Here is a 731-nt window from a genome sequence, read left to right as displayed (position 1 = left end):
AAAGTTTACTTTTAAATAGCCAATCACTTCATCGTTCAAAATCGCAAAATAAAATTCAGAGTCTTTATTGGTCAATTCTGCGGTTAGTTTTTCTTTCGAAAAACCTTCTTCTAAATAATTTCTCATATTTTCCTCAGAATTGGATTCAGAAAACGTTTCTTCAAAAGTTTTTCGACCAATTGCTTGCAACTTTTCCAGGTCCTCTAAAGTTATTCTTCTCGTGATAATATTTTCCATTCTTGAGTGCTTCTTTTGCAGATTTTTTCAAAGCTTGTAGCTAGCGTTTTGCTTATAGTCAATAGGTAAAAATAGTCAATAGTGTTTTGAATACTGTCTTAACTTGTTAAATAATGGTCATCATTGGTTTAATCATTTATTTACATTGAGTTGGTCAAGGTATTTCAAAATCATCTTTACTTGTTGATCTTCTGATTTTTGAGAGGTAATTTTCCCCATCATTTCATTCCTCTCGTCTTTGGGTAGCTTTTTGTACGTATCTAATACCCCTGATTCTTTGAAGGTTTCTAAAACCTCTTTTTCAGTAATTTGAGCTTTTGAAGCCATTAAGTAAAGGGTCACGGTTACGGTGTCGCCACCACTTTTGTTAATTGCTTTCCTGATTTTGTCATTAATGGAAATCAGTTTGTCTTGGTCTCCTAATTTCGCCAGGTTAATACTTTCAATGCTGTAGTTGTCGATAGTTCCCGAAACTTTCATTGATCCCCATTTCC

Annotated in this window: 1 protein-coding gene and 1 pseudogene; both read right to left on the bottom strand. The window is 33.5% G+C overall.

The genetic code is table 11. The features are described from left to right. Window positions 1–237: pseudogene (locus OA84_RS11085) on the bottom strand (GNAT family N-acetyltransferase); the annotation flags it as partial. 132 nt (window positions 238–369) lie between these two features. Further along, the coding region (locus tag OA84_RS11080) for a DUF1905 domain-containing protein (RefSeq protein ID WP_039346574.1) at window positions 370–731 on the bottom strand (362 nt) is incomplete at its 5' end.

The sequence above is a fragment of the Kaistella solincola genome (assembly GCF_000812875.1).
GTDB lineage: Bacteria > Bacteroidota > Bacteroidia > Flavobacteriales > Weeksellaceae > Kaistella > Kaistella solincola.
This window is presented reverse-complemented; position numbering and strand designations above follow the sequence as displayed.